An 18,557-nucleotide genomic window follows, 5' to 3' on the forward strand; every position below is an offset into this window, starting at 1 on the left:
CAGACTGTATTTACCGTCACAAACCGGAAACCTTCTCCGAAGCAAAGGAAATGATTGACCGCTATATCTGTATTTTCAACGATGAGCGAATCCAGTTAAAAACCGGAGAGGCGCCGCTGGCGCGACGCCTCTCCACTTAAAACTCAATATTTCCTACCAGGGGCTCTTTTTTGTGCTGTCCGCATAATCTGGGGCAGTTCAGACCTGGTCGACCTCTGCCTGTCCGAATTGGGCGTCCCGGCAGCACAATGCGTCTATGTGGGGGATTCCGATGTGGATATCCAGACGGCGGCCAATGCCGGTCTTCCCTGCCTTTCCGTATCCTGGGGCTTTCGCAGCCGCGAGTTCCTTTTGTCGCACGGAGCATCGGCCATTGCCGATACGCCGCAGGCGCTATTTGCGCTCCTGGAAAAATAAATATCGCCCCAATACGAAAAAACGCGGACCCGTATGTTACGGGTCCGCATTTTCTTTGAGAGAGAGGAGGAGGTTTGGGTTGTGGTCTCCTGACCACGGTTTTATTCTAGCATTTTCCTCCTGAGCATGCATGGACAAATCATAAACAAGCTGTAAACAAACGATGAACAGATCTCACATCATCAGTTCAAAAATATCTTCCTGGACAGAGCGGAAATTTCCCTCCTCCAGCCACTGCCGGACCTGCTCAAACAGGGTCGGTTGGATCTCCGGGTAGGTCAGCGCCTCCGGAAGAGACTCCATCAGTCGGCACTCGGCCATCTCGCTTTCTGCCGGAAGGGCGGCCATCTCCCACACATCGGCAAAGAAGAGGGCGCCAAAGGAGGGGTCCTCCCCTTCCTCAAATACGCCATAGGCCGCCACCGGCTCCAGCTGGCACTCGGTCACACCGGTCTCCTCACGGAGCTCCCGCTGGGCGGTGGCATGAATGTCCTCCCCCGGCTCCCGGTGTCCGCCGGGCAGCTCCCAGGTCTCCCGTGCCCTGTGGCGGCAAAGGAGCCACCGCTCCCCCGCTCTGGCACAGATCACAGCATATTTCAGGTCGCTGTCCAGGGCCTGCTCGTAAAAACGGATCTCCATATTGCTTCACCCTCAGTTCAGGAAGTCCTTGAGCTTTTTGCTCCGGCTGGGATGGCGGAGCTTCCGCAGGGCCTTGGCCTCAATCTGGCGGATACGTTCACGGGTGACGTTGAACTCCTTGCCCACCTCTTCCAGAGTGCGGGTCCGGCCATCCTCCAGGCCGAAGCGCAGCTTGAGCACCTTCTCCTCCCGGGGGGTGAGGGTATCCAGTACGTCGATGAGCTGCTCCTTGAGGAGGGTGTAGCTGGCGGCCTCAGAGGGCTCGGAGGCATCCTCGTCTGGGATGAAGTCTCCCAGGTGGGAGTCCTCTTCCTCGCCGATGGGGGTCTCCAGGCTCACGGGCTCCTGGGCGATCTTCAGGATCTCCCGCACCTTGTCCACCGGCATATTCATCTCCTCGGAGATCTCTTCGGGGCTGGGATCGTGACCCAGCTCCTGAAGAAGCTGCCGGGAAACCCGGATGACCTTGTTGATGGTCTCCACCATATGGACGGGGATGCGGATGGTGCGGGCCTGATCGGCAATGGCGCGGGTGATGGCCTGACGGATCCACCAGGTGGCATAGGTGGAGAACTTATAGCCCTTGGTATAGTCAAACTTCTCCACAGCCTTGATAAGGCCCAGATTGCCCTCCTGGATCAGGTCCAGGAAGAGCATTCCACGTCCCACATAGCGTTTGGCGATGGAGACCACCAGGCGGAGGTTGGCCTCGGCAAGGCGCTGCTTGGCGGCTTCTCCCCGCTTGACGGCCCGCTTGAGCTCTTTCTCTTCCTCCGGGGTAAGGGTAACCTCCTCCCCACGGGCCCTGGCGCTCTCGACCTCCGCCATGCGCTCCTTGGCAGCGTCGCCCGCTCCCATATCCTGAGCAAGACGGACCTCCTCGTCGGGCGAGAGCAGATTCACTTTGCCGATCTCCTTGAGGTACATGCGCACCGGGTCGTCAATGCCAAAGGAGTCCACCAGAGCGTTGGTGTCCACGATCTCCTCTTCCGGGATCTCCTCAATTTCTTCCAGCGTGGGGACCTCGTCCACCAGCTCGGGAAGGTAGTCCTCACCGGCAGTGTCAATGCCCATATTCTCCATGGCGTCGTAGATCTTGTCCAGCTGCTCGCTCTCCAAATCCATCTCTTCCAGGACGTCCATGAGTTCGCTGGAGGACAGCTTCCCCTTCTTCTTGCCCTTGTCCAGCAGCTCCGCCAGCTTTTCTGCGCCCTGGACGCCCTCAACGACCTTCATGAGCTCGATCTTGCCGGCCTCAATCTTTTCTTCGCTGGTGGCCTGTCCCTTCTTGATGGGCTCCGCAGGCATATCCAGTATTCTCTTTCCACTCATGGATTCATCCTCCATATGCTTTTTTCTCCAGCATCTTTTTCTGTATGGCCAGCAGTTCGTCTGACGCACCTTCCAGCCGGCGTTTTTCCGCTTCTGTCTTTATGATCTCTATGTAATCCCTCATGGCCTGATCGCCATTCTGGAGAGATTCCGGTTTTGTAAGTATCCCGCTCAGGTGGTTCATCTCAGCGCTCTCCAGCTCGCCGGACAGCGCGTTCAGGCTGACTGTGAGTCCATTGGTCCATCGTGCCCGCAGCAGCCCGAAGACTCTTCCCAGCAGCGGAGAGGAAAAATCCTCCGGTTCCAGCAGGGCCGCGCCTCCAAAGAGCTCTGGGTCCAGCATCACCAGTCTCAGGACGCCCTCCTCTGCCCCGGCAGAATGGAGGTTGTCATAGCGTAGCGCCCGTTCCTTCGGCTGGCGCTGGACAGCTGGGGTCAGGTCACGCCGTTCCTGCTGCTTTTTTTCCTTCCAGCTCCGGCGGGAACGCTCCCGTTTGACCTCTTGGGCCACCACCTCGGCAGAGACGCCGGCCATCTCGGCGCACCGGGCACCATAGATCTCCCGCTCCGCCGGACTTGGCAGTTGGGCCAGTATGGGGACGGACTCCTTCAGAAATTCCACCCGTTGAGCGTCGTCTGTCAGATCGTACTTCCCTTTTACCTGATCGATGCGATATTCGATGTGGTTCTCACTCTGATCCAGCAGCTTGGCAAATGCTTCCGGTCCATATGTTTTGATAAATTCATCGGGGTCTTTTGCCCCCTTCATCCGCAGGACCCGTACCTTCATCCCCGTTTTCTCCAGCAGTCCGATGGCCCGCTGGGCCGCGGAGACGCCGGCGCCGTCGCCATCGTAGGCGATCACGACCTCTTTGGTGTACCGGGCGAGGAGCTGGGCGTGGTCTCCCGTCAGAGCCGTGCCCAGCGAGGCCACGGCACAGTCGAACCCGGCCTGATGGAGGGAGAGCGTATCCATGTAGCCCTCCGTGAGGATGATGCGGCCCAGACGACTCTTTTTCGCGATGTTCAGGGCAAAGAGGTTTCGGCCCTTATTGAATACCGGCGTATCCGGTGAGTTGAGGTATTTGGGCGTGGAATCGTCCAAGACCCGGCCGCCGAAGCCGATTACATCCCCACGCAGATCAATGATGGGGAACATGACCCGGTTGCGGAACCGGTCATACATCCGGCCTTCCTTGTTGTTGACCACCAGTCCGGCCTCCAGCAGCTCGCTCTTTTCAAAGCCCATAGCAGTCATGGTGGTAAGGAGATTGTCCCAGCCCTCCGGCGACATACCCAGCCCGAACCGGGTCACAGTTGATTTGGAGAGCCTTCGCTTACCGAACAGGTATTCCACCCCGGCCTGTCCGGCGGGACTGCGCAAGACGCTGTGGAAGTACCGGGCTGCCTCCCTGTTGAGGGCCAGGAGCCGTTCCCGCTTCCTTCGGAAGCGGCCGTCCCCCTGCTCCTCCGGCACGGTCAGTCCTGCCCGCTTGGCCAGAAACCGAACGGCGTCCGGATAAGAGAGATTTTCTATCTCCATGATAAAATTGATTACGCCGCCCCCCTTGCCGCAGCCGAAGCACTTATACATCTGCCGCTCCGGCACCACATGGAAAGAGGGGGTCCGCTCGCTGTGGAAAGGACAGCAGCCCCACAGGCTGCCGCCCTTTCTGCTCAGAGGGACATAGTCGGCCACCACATCCGCGATGTCGCACCGCGCGATCAATTCATCGATGAATTGTGCAGGGATGGCCATATTTTTCCCCCTTTCAGCCTATTTTTGCCGCCATTCGGCTGATTCATACCGTACAGCGGTCACTTTACCCCCCAGGACATCGGAATAAAGGCCGCCGAAAACTTTTCCACGGCATATTTGTCCGTCATACCGGCAATGTAGTCGCACACCGCCCGCTCCACACCTTCCCGCTCCCGGATGTCCTGAAACTCCGGAGGAAGCATGTCCGGGTCATGGCAGTAATATTCAAAAAGCCTCAGAAGCATATCCTGGGCCTTGGACTCCTCTCCCTTGGCCACAGGATTGCGGTAGACATGCTCAAACATAAATTCCCGCAGGTCGCGCATGGCCTCCCGACAGGCATCTGACTGCCGCAGGGCCCCGGTGTCGGCGCTCTCCCGGATGATGTCGGTGGTGAGTGTATCGATGCGCTCGGAGTGGGTAAAGCCCAGCACATTGGAGATCTCCAGGGGAATGTCCATAGGATAGATGATCCCCCCTCGCATGGCGTCGTCAATATCGGCGTTGATGTAAGCGATTTTGTCTGCCAGGCGCAGCAGCTGGCCCTCCAGCGTCTCGGCGGTTTCGGCTCCGGTGTGACACAGGATACCGCGGCGCACCTCATAGGTGAGGTTCAAGCCCTCTCCGTCCTTTTCCAGCCGGTCCACCACCCGCAGTGACTGGACGTTGTGCTCAAAGCCGCCGGGCATGATCTCATTGAGGACCCGTTCCCCAGCATGGCCGAAGGGCGTATGTCCCAGGTCGTGGCCATAGGCGGCAGCCTCGGTGAGGTCTTCGTTGAGCTGGAGCCCCCGGGCGATGGTCCGGGCGATCCGGACCACCTCAATGGTGTGGGTCATACGGGTGCGGTAGTGGTCTCCTTCTGGCTGCAAAAAGACCTGGGTCTTGTGCATCAGTCTCCGAAAAGCCTTGGAGTGGATGATCCGGTCAATATCGCGCTGAAAGCAGGTCCGTACCGGGCAGGGCTCCACAGGCCGCGCCCGCCCTCTGGAGTCCTCTGCCAGACAGGCGTAGGGCGAGAGAAAGCGCCGCTCCTGCGCTTCCCGGCGTTCCCGTTCCGTCAAGGCATCTCACCTCCCCAATCAGGTCTGAAGTGTTATACGCCGCTGACGATAAAAAATCCTGCCTGCACGAAAAATTTTTCGGCCTATCTGCGCGCTTCGGAGGGGGGCTCCCCCCGTGCGGTCAATGGCGCCGCCCGGAAGGTATGCCCATTGACCGCAGGCGAGACCCCTCCGGCGGTGAGTTCCACCACCCGGGCGGCAAAGGCATCCTCTTTTCCCTCGGGCAGAAGAAGTGCGAGTCCCACATCGGCGGCGTAGTCGATCTCGCCCAACACACCGCCGGCCTCCTCTGCCTCCAGCTTGATCCGTTCCAGAAGGTGGTAAGGGAAGCGCAGCTCAACCTGGGACCATCGGCGGACCACCGAGATGCCGGCGGCATCCAGCGCATCCTTGGCGCTCTGAGTATAGGCGCGGACCAGCCCGCCGGCCCCCAGCAGCACACCGCCGAAATACCGGGTCACGACACAGACCACATCCACCACGCCCTCCCGCTGAAAGACGTTGAGCATGGGCTGTCCGGCTGTGCCCTGGGGCTCCCCATCGTCGGAATAGCGTTCTGTGCCGTCTTTGAGCCGGTAGCACCAGCAGTTGTGCCGGGCGTCATAGTGTTTCTTTTTTGTCTCCTCGATCCTGGCCCGGGCCTCCGTCTCGCTCTCCACCTGCCACACCTGGCCGATAAACCGGGAGCGTTTTTCTACCAATTCTGTTTCGGAATGCTCCGTCGGGATATAATATGCCGAATATTCCGTCATAGCTGGCCCTCATTTCTCAGCGATCCAGAAGATATTCTTCCATCTGTCCCAGCAGCCTGGACGTGCATACTGCGGTCACCAGAATGGTCTCGCCGTACTCCACCGACTCCACCTTGGCTTCCTGGTACAGGACATCCAGCAGTCCGCCTTTGTCGTAAGGCAGGGAGAGGGTCACCCGGTGGGCGCCGGCATCCAGCCGGTCACCGATCATGCTCCGAAGCCGGTCCAGCCCTTCCCCCGTCCTGGCGGAAACGGTGACGATGTCCTCCCCATGGGGCAGGATATCGCCGTGATAGCGGTCACACTTGTTGAACACATCGATCCTGGGCGTCTCCGAGGCTCCCAGCTCATGGATGAGGGACTCCACCACCGCCGCCTGTTCCCGCCACTCCGGATTGGAGGAATCAATGACATGGAGGAGCAAATCGGCAAAGGAGAGCTCCTCCAGGGTGGCCTTGAAAGCCTCCACCAGGTGGTGGGGCAGCTTAGAGATAAAACCGACCGTATCCGAGATGAGCACGGTGCAGGTGTCTGAGATCTCCAGGGTCCGTGTCGTCGTGTCCAGGGTGTCGAAGAGACGGTCATTGGCGGGAATGTCCGCACCGGTGAGGGCGTTGAGCAGCGTGGATTTCCCGGCGTTGGTGTAGCCCACGATGGCGACCACCGGGACTTCGTTCTTCTCCCGACGGGAGCGTTGAGTGGCCCGCACCCGACGCACCTGCTCCAGATCCTCCCGCAGCTTCTGGATCTTCCGGTGGATGTGCCGGCGGTCGGTCTCCAGCTGGGTCTCACCGGGACCGCGGGTACCGATGGCGCCCTCCTGCCGCTCCAGGTGGGTCCACATGCCCAACAGCCGGGGCAGCAGATATTGGTACTGGGCCAGCTCCACTTGGAGCCGGCCCTCCTTGGTCCTGGCCCGCTGGGCGAAAATGTCCAGAATCAGGGCGGAGCGGTCCAGCACGGACACGCCCAGCTCATCGGAGAGGACCCGCTGCTGGGAGGGAGAGAGCGCGTTGTCAAAAATGACCATGGTGGCGCCCATTCCCTGGACCAGCTCCTTTACCTCAGCCACCTTGCCCTCTCCGATAAAGGTGCGGGAGTCCGGGGTGTCCTTGTTTTGCAGCACGGTGCCCACGCAGACGCCGCCCGCAGTCTCCAGGAGGGCAGAGAGCTCCTCCATGGACGAATCGCTGGCGTTCTCCTCCCGGCTCAGACAGCCGGCATTGAGACCCACCAGTACTGCCCGGTCGATCTTCTTTTCGGTATGGTCAGTCATAGCACCTCCGGGACTGTGTCCCTCATTTCTTTCGATATGCCTCCACGATCTTGCCGATATACATTCTGTGGTAGTCCTTTTCAGGGTACCATTTGGAGTCCGTCTCCGGGTCCAGGAAGTGGGCGGGATCCATGTCCTGCCAGTACGCCTTCCGGCACACCAGGACCAGCTCCGCCTCAGCAAAGTAAGGCGCGCCGCCCTCACCGGTACAGACCGTAAAGCCGCACTCCTTTACCTTATCTACCTCCCGGCCACTCTTGGCACCGCAGAGCGCCAGCGCCCGCCGGTACTCAGGGCCGAAAAAGGAGAGGGTAAAGAAATCGCTTTTCTCTACAAATTCATAGGTATATCGCTGTGGACGGATGTAGCAGGTGGCCACATCACTTCCCCAGAGCACGCCCAGGCCGCCCCAACTGGCGGTCATCGTGTTGCAGCGCTCCCCTGTTCCGGCGGTAATGAGCATCCACTGCTCGCCAATCAGGGAGAATACGTTCTGATCCAGACCTTTCACATCACATTTTTCCAGCATATCGGCGCCCTCCTAGTTACAGTATGGCTCTGTCTGAAAATGGCTCTGTCTGAAAGCAGTATATGCGAAAAGACCCGCGCCGAAACCGACGCGGGCCTCATGAGACGATCGCTTACTTCTGGTCCAAACCGAACTTCTTGTTGAAGCGGCTCACGCGACCACCCGTATCCACCATCTTCTGCTTGCCGGTGAAAAAGGGGTGACACTTGGAGCAAACTTCCACGCGGATGTCCTTTTTGGTAGAGCCGGTCTCGATCACATTACCACAGGCACACTTGATCGTGGTCTGCTGATAATTGGGATGAATACCTTCCTTCATTGCTGTTTCACCTCTTTCTCGTTCCGGATGAGACGGCGCAGCAAACCTCCACGCCTTACAAACGCTAGAATATAATAGCACAGTGCAGGACAGAATGCAACTGTTTTTTCAATTTTTCCCTGTACTTTTTTCTTGCGCCTCTATAATAGCTCCACGGCGCGGTCCAGTTGGAAAAACCACAGCACCTTTCGGACTACTTTCCGGCCGGTGATCTCCTCCAGCGCGCGGCTGTACGCCGTAAGCTGCGGACGGTAGGACTCCGAACGGGCCTGAAGCTCCTCCTCCCCGATCCGGTCGGTTTTGAAGTCCACCACGGTGATGCCCTCCAAAGTCTCAAACCAGCAGTCCACTACACCTTGGAAAAGTACCTCCTCCCTCTCTCCTGCCTGAGGATAGTAGTCACGGGCAGGAACCAGGATGGAGAACTTGAATTCCCGCTGAAGGGTATCCGAAGCAAGAAGTTCCCGGCCCAAGGGCGAGGAAAAGAGGGCCGCAATGCGAACGGGATCTGCGGCTTCCCCCTGCTGCTGGGTGATGACCTGCTCCAGGACCAGGCGTCGGATCTCCTCGGTCACGCCGTGGCGGGTGGTGCATTTTGTAAAATCAATGAATTCCATCACCAGATGGATGGCAGTCCCCTTCTGAGCCGGCGTCAATCCCAATTCTGCTGCTGCAAAGCGTGGTCTTGGAAACAGGATGGGCCGCTGCGGCTGGGGGGCAGCCTCCGCCGCTTCCTGATCCAGATGTCTGCCCTTGAGCTGGGTTGCGGTCAGCTTGGAGGGGATGAGCGTGTCCTCCTGATGGGGGTAGCGCCAGGTCAGGCATTGGGTCAGGGCCTCCAGGTCTTGCTCGGCTGTCTCTGGTTCTCCATCTGCCGGTACTAGCCGTCTGTATACCGGCACGGCGCCCAGGTCGCTGCCGTCTACCCAGCGGATATCCCAGCCTGGACCGCAGTCGGCTGTGGTCACAGGGAGATCCCGTTCCATGGCCCGCCGGAGCGCACCGGCATCGGGACGGGCCAGCACCGAAAGCAGGAGCCACTGGGCCGCCGACTGGGTCCCAAGAAGGGCCTGGGGGTCTACCGGACAGGCGGCGTCCTCTGCCAGTCTGCGCAGGTCTCTGGCTCCGCCGGTCAGGGCACAGGTGAGGATCAGCTTCTCCTTAGCTCGGGTCATGGCTACATAGAGCAGTCGCAGCTCCTCCGCCATCATTTCCCGTTCCAGCTGGGCGGCAACCGCCTGTCGGGCCAGAGTAGTGTACTCCACCATCTTCTCCGGGTCAAGTCCTTTGGGCCCCACCCCCAGCCTGGGATGAAAGAGCATGGGCTTTTGCATATCCTCCCGGTTGAGCCGCCGGGCCAGCCCGCACAGAAATACCACCGGGAACTCCAGTCCCTTGGAGCGGTGGATGCTCAGAATGCGCACGCCGCTCCCCTCCCCGGCCGGACTGGGCGAGGACAGCCGTCCGCCGGCATCCAGGACCCGGTCCAGATAGGAGAGGAAGCCATAGAGGCCCTTGTGCCCTGCGGACTCAAACTGCCTGGCACACTCTGTCAGGGCCAGCAGATTCCGCCGCCTGGTCTCTCCGTCACCCCGGGCATCAAAAATACCAAGGAGTGCAAAGCGGTCATAGACCTCCCACAGGAGCTGGTGACAGCTCATGTCACAGGCCAGGTCCCTCAATCGGTCCAGTTCATCCAGAAACTCCCTGACGTCAGCGCCGTTGTCAGCCAGGAGCGCGTCATAGAAATCAGTGTCCGAAGCGGCGGAGCGGATCTGAGAGAGCCGGTCTGCCGAAAAACCCCACACTGGGGAGCGGAGCACGGAAATGAGCGGGACATCCTGTCGGGGGTTATCGATGACCCGCAGGCAGGAGAGGGCCACTGACACCTCAGTGGAGGCGAGGAAGTCCTCTCCGCCCTCCGCCTCCCAGGCCAGCCCCTGTTCGCCCAGGGCCTTTGCATAGTGGCGCAGAACAGTTCCGGGGGAACGGAGCAGGATCACCACATCACCCTGCTCCAGGGGGCGCGTCCCTCCTTTGCCGTCAGACACTGGGAAACCGCTGTCCAGCAGAGCACGGATACGCCGGGCCGTAAAGCGGGCCTCCAGCAGATCCCGGGGTGTCTTTTCTTCTGTACCGTCTGTTTCCACTCCAGAGAGGTCCAGGGCATCCAGCTCCACAGCGTAGTCCTCCGCCTGACCGGGGAATTCTGCGCCCGGATAGAGGGCTTCGTCCGCCGTGTAGTCCATCTCTCCGAAGGAGACCGACATGATGTTGCGGAAGAGGAAGTTGGTCCCCTCCAATACCTGGGGCCGGGAGCGAAAGTTCCTTGTCAGAAGGATGCGGCGGTCCTCCCCCTCTCCCGCCTGTTCACGGGGCTTGAAGGCGCGATATTTCCCCAGGAAGATGGTGGGGTCGGCCAGACGGAACCGATAAATGGACTGCTTTACATCGCCCACCATAAAGAGCTTCCGTCCATTCCCGGAAATGGCGTCAAAAATGGCGTTTTGCGCCTCGTTGGTGTCCTGGTACTCGTCCACCATCACCTCAATGTACCGGCTGGCCACCAGTCCGGCCAGCTCGGTGGCCGAACCGTCCGCTTCCCGCAAAAGCCGGATGGCCAGATGCTCCAGGTCAGAGAAATCCAGGAGCCGCCGGCGGCGCTTGAGCGCGGTGTAAGCATCCGAAAAATCCTCCACAAGAGCAAAGAGGACCTGGACCGCCGGAGCCACCGACCTCAGATCCTCCAACAGCTGCCCGCTGCCGTCGGCGAATCGCTCTGAGAGTTTCCCGATCCGTTTCTTGCAGGCATCCCGAATGGCCTTGATCCGCTCCTGAGCAGCGGGGTCCTCACAGCTCCGCACTGCCCCCATACGCGGGAAAGAGACGGCAGCCTTTGCCGCCGCCTGGTCCCAGCCCTGGCCCAGAGCAGTTTCAAACGCCTCCAGGTCGGCCAGACTCGTGGCGAGACTGGGGGCATAGCTCCGACTGAGCTTTTCATCGACCTCACACAGCGCAAGGGCCTCCGTCATCCTGACCCGCCAATAGCCGACCTGCTCCTGGGCCTGCTCCAGCAGCAGTCGTCCCCAGACGGTCTCCCCAGCGTCAGAAATATCCGTCAGGTCGAAAGCACGGCCCTGTATTTCCAGCCAGGCGTGGGGGTCTGGGTGGCTTTGGACCTTGTTGTAGATGTCCAGGGCGATCTCCACCAGACGGCTGTCATCCCGCCCGGCGGACATGGTATCCAGCAGGCAGGCAAAACCGCTCCCATCGGAAATGGTCTCATACCGCGCCTCCAGTACCTGGTCCATGGCCAGGAGCATCAGAGCGCCGGCCTCGCTCTCGTCACACAGCCGCAGATCGGCTTCCAGATCCAGCAGATGGCCGTGCTCCCGCAGGAGCTGGGCGCAGAACGCATGGATGGTGGAGATCTGGGTCTTATAGAGCAGCATGGCCTGTCGCCGCAGGTGCCGGTCCTCCGGATTTTCCGCTATGCGGGCGGAGATCTCCTGGGCAATGCGGCCCCGCAGCTCTGCCGCCGCCGCCTTGGTGTAGGTGATGACCAGGAAACGGTCTATGTCTGCCCCCTCAGCCTGGACCCGGCGGAGAAGACGCTCTACCAGCACCCTGGTCTTGCCGGAACCGGCGGCGGCAGCGACCAGCAGCCCACCGCCCCGGTCCTCTACCACCGCACGCTGCTCCTCTGTCAGCGGAAAACCCACAAAACCACCCCCGTTCCCATTCGCTCAATCGTCATGGCCGTCCTCCTGCTCTATAAAATCCCAAAAGTGTTCGCCATCAATAGATGGAAAGTATCTTCGCCTGTCATTCCCGTTTCCATCCTCAAAGTGGCAGGCGGCTGCATAGTCGCAGTAGAGGCAGGCATTCTTTTCCGGTCCGCGCCAGTATGGATCAGCATCAATGACCCCTGATGAGAGTTCTCCGGCGATCTCCATCAGGATGCGCTGGATGTGCGTTTTCAGCCTGCCCAAACGCTCGGCGGTCACCAGAGCTTCACCGGTAATCGCACCTGTACGGCTGGAGACCTTTACAGGTAGAAAACGCGGGCCATGCTCGCCCATGGCTTCCATGGCCTCCAGTACATCTGGATCGTCCAGCAGCAGGCCGTGACGCCGCAGTTCGGCGTCAGTCTGTTTCCGTCGCTCCTCCTCCGTCATGATGCGGCTCCCCTTGGCAACCGCTGCCCTGGCCGGCAGGTAGAGCACGCCCGCCGGTGTGATGGCATAATTGTAAAGCGATTCTCCTTTCTCTTCCAGTGTGAAGAGGTAGAGGAGCATTTGAAGGCCCAGACCATTCCAGACCTCGGTGAGATCAAAGGATTTCCGGCCTGTTTTGTAGTCGACCACCCGGAGATAGAGCCGACCATCGTGGACCCAGCCATCCACGCGGTCCACAAAGCCGGAGACGCTGACGGTGATCCCAGCTGCGGTAAGCTCCACAGGGGGCAGGTCTCCCCGGTCGCCGAAGCCCAGCTCAAAGGAAATGGGCTGAAATTGAGAGACGGAGAGCTCCTCCAGTACGTTTTCCACTACTTGGGTCACCGGACGGCTGAGCCTGTGAAAGAGATAGATAAAGCGGGGCGTTTTATTCTCCAGTCCCCCGAGCTCCTGGGCGATGTAGGTCTCCATAATGGTATGGATCTGCTGACGTACGATGGTTCTGTCCCAGGTCCACCCGCCACTGCCCTCCTCCACTTTCCAGGCAGTATCCTTAAGAATGTGTTCCAGGACATAGTGGACGAAGGTGCCGTACTCCGGCGCCTGGAATCCAGCGGCCTGTCGGGGCCTGGCCTTCAGCCCAAACTGCATGAAATAGGAAAAGTGGCAGGAGCGGTACTTGTCCATCCGGGAGGCGGACATGGGGACTCTCTGCCCATAAAGTCTGGCCACGGAGTCCGGACAAAGCCTTCCCCGTTCCAGAGACATTCCACGCTCCAGGCGCTCTGCCAAGGACGCCAGTACATCCTGCTGCCTGAGGATACGCAGCACCTCGGGATGGGCTCCCGCCATTTCCAGCGCGGCCCGGGGCGCCGCCAGGCGGAAGTCCTCCGCTAGGCCCTTCTCCCGCACAGGCACTACATCTGGAAAGAGACGGCGCAGGCGCTCCCACAGGAAGGAGGGACTACGCTCTTCGCCTTGTGGGCCAAGGGCCGCCCAGCTCACCGTCAAGTGGCAGTCGGGGCGCGCGCAGGCGGCATAGACGATGGTCATTTCACGGTCCAGCTTGTCGGTGAGCTGTGGGGAGAGCTCCAGGCCCATAGAGGCGAGGAGACTTCTATCGTCATCCGTGAAGAGTCCGGGGGCCGGCGTCACCTGCGGCAGAGCGCCGTCATCAGCCCCCAGAAAGAAAAGGGCAGCGCAGCGGCGATCCCCCAGCCGTGCGGCATCACCGGCAGTCGCCCGGTCCAGGGAGACGGGGATGGCGCCCACGTCATACTGTGCGAGCACCAATTTGAACAACTGGGCAAACTCCTCCATTCCCAGGGGGGTATGCCCCAGGATGGCGGCACACTGCTCCAAGCCGCCGCAGAGGATCTCCCACAGCTGGCTGTACTCCTCCGCCCGTTTGAGCTCCCCCCGCGCCCGAAGGGCCTGGGCCCGCTCCTCCAACCGCTGCGGCAGCTGGATGGACTCCAAAAATTTGTAAAGGGAAATCGCTTGTCCCTCTCCAGTTTCGTTGGTATTTGAGTGGAGTTGCTCCAACGGCTCCACCAGCTGCCGCCGCACTGCATCAAGATGGTCCAAAAGGGCCTGGTCCCCCTCCGTCATGGGGAACCCGTAACCTCTGGGATGCATGGTCCAGGGCGCAGATGTCGTCCATCGACTCCCTTTCAGGTCCCACTTCAAGGCGTAATTTTCCAGAAGGTCACAATCTGAACGGGAAATGCCGGTAAGACCGGTCTTCAGGTAGCGGAACAAATCCTCCCTGTCGTACCCCCCTGCAACCACATCCAACGCACCCATGACCACCGCAAAGACCGGCTTTTGCAGGACGTCAGTCACGCTGTCCAGAAAGACGGGGATTCCATAGCGTCCAAAAACCTCCTCGATCAGCGGGGCATACGCATCAAACCCTCTGGCCACAACGCCGATCTCACGAAAGCGAAGCCCTTCCTCCCGCACCAGCCGCAGGATCTCCGCAGCGGTCCATTCCACCTCGGAGCGCGGGGAGACCGCCGTGAACAGCTTGACGCCCTCTGTCTCCCCTTTCCAGGCATGAGACGTCTCGGAAAACAAGTGTTCTTCAATATAGGAAAGCTCTTTTGCTTTACAGTGATTCCGGCCTCGCAGCACCTCGGTCTCTACTGGTATATGGTCCGTCCGGGCGGCTCTGGTCAACTGGGCTATGGTCCGCCGCGCAGGGGCGAAGATCCCGGCTTCTTGCTGCTCCTCTCCCCCGTCGCAGGTGAGCGACACAGTAAGCGATCCGGCCTGTCTCCACAGCTGCCGAAGGACTTGAATTTGCTGCGGTGTAAAGTCTGTAAAGCCATCTACGTATACAGTGCTTCCCTGTGCCCAGCTGCTCTCGGACAGGCCCTCGGCCAGCCGGGTGAGCCGGTCTCTGGGGTCTGCGGCCACCCGGGCGGTCAGAGCGTCATAAGCGCCGAAGATCAGCCCCAGATCCCGGAGCTTCTCCCCCGCCTGACCAGGAAGCTCCTCCCCCGCCCTCGTGAGATCTTCCGGAGAAACACAGTACTGCTTGCACTCGTCCAGAGTGGCCAGCAGTCCGGAGAGGAAGGCGGGCTTCTGAGAGGGCCGGGCATAGATGGTGAGCGCGGTAGAGACTGCCTTCCGCGCGGCACACATGAGTAGGACCCGTCCTCCGGGGTCCAATGCCGGTGCGGCCAGACCGCCGGCATTGGCCAACACTCGGCTGGCCAGTCTGGTAAAGGAGAGCACTTCGGCGTGAAGACAGGCGCGGTTTCCCGCCACAGCACACAGCCGCCGCTCCATCTCGTGGGAGGATTGCTCTGGAACGATAATCAGGTGCCGTCCCTTTTTTGCAGCTGCGACCCGTTCCAGGATCGCAGCTGTTTTTCCTGCTCCGGCCCGTCCCAAAAGAAGCTTTAGCATTGGGCTCCCCCCTTCCTCACATGGTGCTCTCTCATTTGATGCCGTGGCTTTCCAGCCAAACAAACAGCTGTTGCAGCATCAGTTTCTCCCCCAAAAGCTCCCGGAACCGGGCGCTTTTTTGTTTTCCTGCCGCCCGCAGGGGCGCCATCTGTTCCTCCAGGCACACCTTTTTGATACACAGCGCCTGATAGGCGTCCTCAAAACAGGCGAGGCGTGCCAGTGCGGCCTGTTCCAGGCCGATCGGCACCAGCCATTCCTCTCCTTCACGCCTGGTATATCGCTCCATGTGTCCTCTCTCCTTCTCTTTTGGGCCTGACGAAAAAAGGCCCGCGTCCATCACTGGCGCGGGCCTTTTGGAGTGTATTACTGGGGATTGACCGTGTAGTTGGGGGCCTCCCTGGTGATGTAGATATCATGGGGATGGCTCTCCTTCAGACCGGCGCTGGTGATCTGGATAAACTGGCCATTGCTGCGCAGATCCTCAATGGTGGCACATCCGCAGTAGCCCATACCGGCCCGCAGTCCGCCCATCATCTGATAGATGGTTTCGCTCAGGCCGCCCTTGTAGGGAACGCGGCCCTCTACGCCCTCGGGGACCAGCTTTTTGTTGTTCTCCTGGAAATAGCGGTCCTTGGAACCCTTTGCCATGGCGCCAAGGGACCCCATGCCCCGATAGACCTTAAACTGACGTCCCTGATAAACCTCGGTGTCCCCAGGGGACTCCTCACAGCCGGCCAAGAGCGAGCCGAGCATGACTACATTGCCGCCGGCCGCGATGGCCTTGACGATGTCGCCGGAGTACTTGATGCCGCCGTCTGCAATGATAGGAACGCCATATTCAGCGGCCACACAGGCGGCGTCATACACAGCGGTGATCTGGGGAACGCCGATGCCGGCCACCACGCGGGTGGTGCAGATAGAACCGGGGCCAATACCGATCTTCACGCAGTCGGCGCCAGCTTCGATGAGGGCGCGAGTACCCTCCGCAGTGGCCACGTTACCAGCGATGAGCTGTACATCGGGGCAAAGGGCCTTGATACGCTTGACACACTCCAGGATGTTGTGAGAGTGCCCGTGGGCAGAGTCCAGGCACAGCACATCGACTCCGGCCTCCACCAAGGCGGTCACCCGGTCCATGACGTCGGAGGTGGCACCGATGGCAGCACCCACCAGCAGACGGCCCTTCTCGTCGCGGGCGGAATTGGGATAGACCTCTGCCTTTTCAATGTCCTTGATCGTAATGAGTCCCTTGAGATGGAAGTCATCGTCTACAATGGGCAGCTTCTCAATCTTGTGCTTGCGGAGGATCTGCTTGGCTTCCTCCAGGGTGGTGCCCTCTTTGGCGGTGACCAGATGGTCCTTGGTCATCACGTTGTCAATCAGCTGGTCCATGTCCTCTTCAAACTTCATGTCCCGGTTGGTGATGATGCCGATGAGCTTACCGTGGTCGCAGATGGGCACACCGGAAATGCGGTATTTCGCCATGAGCTCGTCAGCCTCAGCCAAAGTGTGACCGGGAGCCAGCCAGAAGGGGTTGGTAATGACGCCATTTTCACTGCGCTTCACCATATCCACCTGCTCGGCCTGCTGGCCGATGGACATGTTCTTATGGATGATGCCGATACCGCCCTCACGGGCGATGGCAATGGCCATCCGATACTCGGTGACTGTATCCATGGCGGCACTCATCACAGGGATGTTCAGGCGGATCTTTTTGGTGAGCTGGGTGTGCAGGTCGATGTCTGCGGGCAGGATATTGCTCTCCGCGGGGATCAGCAGCACATCGTCAAAGGTCAGACCCTGCCGCACGAACTTACTGGCGGCATCCGTATGGAACATGGACTCCACTCCTTCGTTTGTTTTCATTGCATCCTGGTGGTGAAAAACATATTTGATATATTTTATGCCCCTGGCTGAAGGTTGTCAAGAGGGGAAATCGTCAATGCCGCATCAAATCTGGCCTTTCCCTCCGCACCGTCTCCCTGAACATAAAAAGTATCTCCCTTGCGGCCTGCGGAGAGAAGAAGCCTCTCCCCCGCCCGGCACTCCTTCAAATAACCGATCTGGACCTCGGAGATAAAATGTCCGCTTCCCTCCTGCTCCAGATGGACTGCATCGCAGGCGTAATCGGCGTAATGGACATTGTTGACGTGGCCGTTTACGTCGCAGTCGCTGTACCAGAGCTGCCGCTCTCCCGCCTCGTTCAGTGTGATTGGTATGCGCAGCTTGGGCAGCATATGGCTTTTGCAGCGATCCCCGCCGGAGGTATTGACAAACTCCGAAAGCTCAGACACACGGCGGAGCTTTCGGGTCTCTGCGTCGGCCAGAACCCACAGGCTCACGCCTTCCCCGATGCGGGTCCCATCCCGAAAGATATCGAAATCACGATACATGGAGACGCCGTGATTGCTGCCCCGGTGCCAGGTCTGAACCGTCAGCTCTTCATTCCAATAAACAGGCACATCCAAATGATACCAGATCCGGGCAAGCATCCAGAACACGCCATGGCCGTGGAGCATCTCCTCCCGGGAGACATGAAGGGCCACCGCAGCACTGGTGGCGGCCTCCTGAAGAAAGTCCATCATGGCCGATGGGCGGCACAGGCCAAAGAGGTCGGTATCCCGGGCGCCCACCCGAAAGGAAGCCTCATGGATCATGGCTCAATCCCCCTTTCCCCTAATGCACAGGGTCTGCTTGCAGCACAGATCGCCCAGATCGTCTGCGGTGGCCGCAGGGATACGCAGGGCGGCGCCGCAGTGTCCGCAGATCAGGTCTACCGAGCTGAAGTTCACTTGGAGCCGCCACTCCCTGGAGCCGCAGGTGCAGGAGACCCCGCCCCGCTGGGCGATATCCCGAAGCTCAGAGAGGACCTCGTGCATGATGACCTCATCCAGAAATGTGCCCTTCTCCCCGGCTGCCGCTTCCAGCTTGTCCACGGCCTCCTCCAAGCGCTCCATAGCGGCAAAAACCGGCCCCTCCTCCCCTACATAGCAGCAGTCCAGACCGGAGGCGGCACAGGAAAACGCCAAGGCCTTTTCATGGAGGAAAGCATGGGTGGAGCAGGTCACAGTGTGTTCCCGTCCGCAGAAGAGACAGGGCACGGTCAGCTTCACCCGGTCCCCGATCATCTCTGTCTTTAGTGCCGATTTCCCGCAGGGACAGGGGATCTTTCCGGGGGCCGCCGCCAGAGAGAATACAGTTTTTTCAACCACCACAGCCTGCCGGCACTCTGGACAGAGGTAGGCGACGGTGCGTTTCGGCTCTTCAATCATAGCGATCATTCTCCATCCTGACGATAAATATGTGACTTTATTATATCGCATTTTCCTCCATTTGACCAGCAGTCGCACCGCCAAAATGCGCCCTCATATTTTCC

At 59.9% G+C, this 18,557-nt stretch carries 16 protein-coding genes; 2 read left to right on the forward strand and 14 right to left on the reverse strand.

The window, feature by feature from the left end; genetic code table 11:
- Nucleotides 1-8 precede the first annotated feature (8 nt).
- Nucleotides 9-140 carry a hypothetical protein gene (locus Q0Y09_RS13280; protein ID WP_367184384.1) on the forward strand — a complete coding sequence of 44 codons (132 nt, stop codon included), beginning with the start codon at nt 9-11 and terminating at the stop codon, nt 138-140.
- Nucleotides 141-204: 64 nt separating this feature from the next.
- Nucleotides 205-417, forward strand: coding sequence for an HAD hydrolase-like protein (locus Q0Y09_RS11120; protein WP_297721667.1), 213 nt, complete (start codon nt 205-207; stop codon nt 415-417).
- A gap of 174 nt (nt 418-591) precedes the next feature.
- On the opposite strand, the gene Q0Y09_RS11125 is transcribed toward Q0Y09_RS11120, so the two are convergent.
- The 14 genes from Q0Y09_RS11125 to Q0Y09_RS11190 form a co-directional block, all read right to left on the reverse strand.
- The gene (locus Q0Y09_RS11125) at nt 592-1,056 is read right to left on the reverse strand and encodes an NUDIX domain-containing protein (protein WP_297721519.1); all 465 of its coding nucleotides are present in this window, start codon (nt 1,054-1,056) and stop codon (nt 592-594) included.
- Between the two features lie 12 nt (nt 1,057-1,068).
- A complete protein-coding gene (gene rpoD / locus Q0Y09_RS11130) occupies nt 1,069-2,292 on the reverse strand; it encodes an RNA polymerase sigma factor RpoD (RefSeq protein ID WP_297721670.1) in 1,224 nt (407 codons plus the stop codon).
- Between the two features lie 100 nt (nt 2,293-2,392).
- On the reverse strand, nt 2,393-4,147 hold the full coding sequence (gene dnaG / locus Q0Y09_RS11135; protein WP_297721522.1) for a DNA primase: 1,755 nt from the start codon (nt 4,145-4,147) through the stop codon (nt 2,393-2,395).
- 59 nt (nt 4,148-4,206) lie between these two features.
- Nucleotides 4,207-5,211: a deoxyguanosinetriphosphate triphosphohydrolase gene (locus tag Q0Y09_RS11140; protein WP_297721525.1), complete on the reverse strand. Its 1,005-nt coding sequence runs from the start codon at nt 5,209-5,211 to the stop codon at nt 4,207-4,209.
- An 83-nt stretch (nt 5,212-5,294) separates the two neighbouring features.
- The gene (locus Q0Y09_RS11145) at nt 5,295-5,963 is read right to left on the reverse strand and encodes a YigZ family protein (RefSeq protein WP_297721528.1); all 669 of its coding nucleotides are present in this window, start codon (nt 5,961-5,963) and stop codon (nt 5,295-5,297) included.
- A gap of 16 nt (nt 5,964-5,979) precedes the next feature.
- Nucleotides 5,980-7,239, reverse strand: coding sequence for a GTPase HflX (gene hflX / locus Q0Y09_RS11150; RefSeq protein WP_297721531.1), 1,260 nt, complete (start codon nt 7,237-7,239; stop codon nt 5,980-5,982).
- Between the two features lie 22 nt (nt 7,240-7,261).
- The gene (locus Q0Y09_RS11155) at nt 7,262-7,768 is read right to left on the reverse strand and encodes a flavin reductase family protein (protein WP_297721534.1); all 507 of its coding nucleotides are present in this window, start codon (nt 7,766-7,768) and stop codon (nt 7,262-7,264) included.
- 112 nt (nt 7,769-7,880) lie between these two features.
- Nucleotides 7,881-8,087, reverse strand: coding sequence for a 50S ribosomal protein L31 (gene rpmE / locus Q0Y09_RS11160; RefSeq protein ID WP_033116474.1), 207 nt, complete (start codon nt 8,085-8,087; stop codon nt 7,881-7,883).
- 140 nt (nt 8,088-8,227) lie between these two features.
- The gene (gene addA, locus Q0Y09_RS11165) at nt 8,228-11,809 is read right to left on the reverse strand and encodes a helicase-exonuclease AddAB subunit AddA (RefSeq protein ID WP_297721540.1); all 3,582 of its coding nucleotides are present in this window, start codon (nt 11,807-11,809) and stop codon (nt 8,228-8,230) included.
- 24 nt (nt 11,810-11,833) lie between these two features.
- Nucleotides 11,834-15,181, reverse strand: coding sequence for a PD-(D/E)XK nuclease family protein (locus Q0Y09_RS11170; protein ID WP_297721542.1), 3,348 nt, complete (start codon nt 15,179-15,181; stop codon nt 11,834-11,836).
- 31 nt (nt 15,182-15,212) lie between these two features.
- The gene (locus Q0Y09_RS11175; protein WP_297721545.1) at nt 15,213-15,467 is read right to left on the reverse strand and encodes a hypothetical protein; all 255 of its coding nucleotides are present in this window, start codon (nt 15,465-15,467) and stop codon (nt 15,213-15,215) included.
- Nucleotides 15,468-15,544: 77 nt separating this feature from the next.
- Entirely contained in the window at nt 15,545-17,020 is a 1,476-nt protein-coding gene (guaB, locus tag Q0Y09_RS11180) for an IMP dehydrogenase (RefSeq protein ID WP_297721548.1), read from the reverse strand.
- A gap of 62 nt (nt 17,021-17,082) precedes the next feature.
- Nucleotides 17,083-17,838 (reverse strand): acyl-ACP thioesterase domain-containing protein, encoded by a 756-nt coding sequence (locus Q0Y09_RS11185; RefSeq protein WP_297721551.1) that lies wholly within the window; start codon nt 17,836-17,838, stop codon nt 17,083-17,085.
- Nucleotides 17,839-17,841: 3 nt separating this feature from the next.
- Nucleotides 17,842-18,462, reverse strand: coding sequence for a hypothetical protein (locus tag Q0Y09_RS11190; RefSeq protein ID WP_297721554.1), 621 nt, complete (start codon nt 18,460-18,462; stop codon nt 17,842-17,844).
- Between the last annotated feature and the right edge of the window lie 95 nt (nt 18,463-18,557).

The organism is Intestinimonas sp. (genome assembly GCF_026169115.1).
Classification (GTDB): domain Bacteria; phylum Bacillota; class Clostridia; order Oscillospirales; family Oscillospiraceae; genus Intestinimonas.